Consider the following 1,212-nt stretch of genomic DNA (forward strand, 5'->3'; position numbering starts at 1 on the left):
GTCATACGCCTTGTGTCGATGATGCCGAGCTGGTGTGCATGGAAGGAAAGAGCCCATTGACCATCCTCGGTTTGGGCGGCCGCGACAGCTTCACCAACCAGTGCCTGCGAGACATAGACGAAGCCGCCGTTCCACCTGATCTCGCCATTGTGGCGTACATGACGGACCGCGGCCTCGGCCGGATAATCAGGCTCGGGCGGCATCGTCGGCATGGCGCGCCGGGAGGATCTGTAATGCTGGGCTGGAGTGTCCATGCCTAGCGCCTCATGGGGACGTTCTTCATTGTAGCTGCGCCGGAAGGCCTCGAAGGCGTGGCCCTGGGCCGCCCTGTCGGCCTCCGGTGCCTCGGCCAGCGGCAACAGGGTCAGATGAAAGCGCTCGTGGCGCCCGTTCTGCTGGGGTTTGCCGGGCGCGATCCGCTCCAGGGCGATGCCGAGTTTGATGAAGCGCACCGCAAGCGGTGTCAGCCCGGTGACACCGGCCGACGCGAAGGGCGGGCCATTGTCGCTTCGGAACCGGTCCGGCAGGCCATGCTCCTCAAACAGCCGCTCGAATACCGGCCAGGCCTCGGCATCCGCCGTCGAGCCGGTCGCTTCGAGCGCCAGCAAGTAGCGGCTCGACGCATCCATCACCGTCAACGGTTCGCAACGCCACCCGTCACGGGTCCGGAACCAGCCCTTGTGATCGCCGGTCCACACCGCGTTCGGCCCTTGCGGCTCCGGCCAAGGTCCATTGCCGCAGGCCCGCAGCCGGGTCCGCTTGCGGGCGCTGACAAGCCCATGCCGTGCAAGGATAGCGCCTGCCGTCGAGGCCGACGGCCAGATCAAGTCGGGAGCCGCGCGCTTGAGCCGCGCCACGATCTTCTTGGGCCCCCACAGCGGATGCGTCTCCTTCGCCGCCACGATCCGCTCGACAAGATCAAGGGCTGTCGCACGGCCATGATTGAGCGGCGCTCGCGGCCGATCGTGCAAACCTTCCGGGCCAAACTCCCGGTAGCGACCCAGCCATTTATAGCCGATCTTGCGCGAAATTCCGTAGGCCGCACAAAGCTCGCTCATCGTCTCTTCGCCAGAAAGGCAATCCACTACAAAACGAAGCCGCTCGTCCATGATGCCAGTCTCTCGCCAAACCATCGCCGGGTCCTCCGGCGAGGGAGAAAACTGTCACCTATGCAATCGGTCCATTCTGTTACCTATCTATCCGGTTCGGACA

The 1,212-nt window shown here is 64.7% G+C and carries 1 protein-coding gene; it reads right to left on the reverse strand.

Annotation, left to right across the window (positions count from 1 at the left end; all coding sequences use genetic code 11):
• Window positions 1–1,133 (reverse strand): integrase core domain-containing protein (locus tag EN781_RS32850; protein WP_145965803.1); only part of this gene is annotated, 1,133 nt, incomplete at its 3' end.
• Window positions 1,134–1,212: the final 79 nt, after the last annotated feature.

Origin of the sequence: Mesorhizobium sp. M4A.F.Ca.ET.090.04.2.1, assembly GCF_003999085.1 — a bacterium.
Classification (GTDB): Bacteria; Pseudomonadota; Alphaproteobacteria; order Rhizobiales; family Rhizobiaceae; genus Mesorhizobium.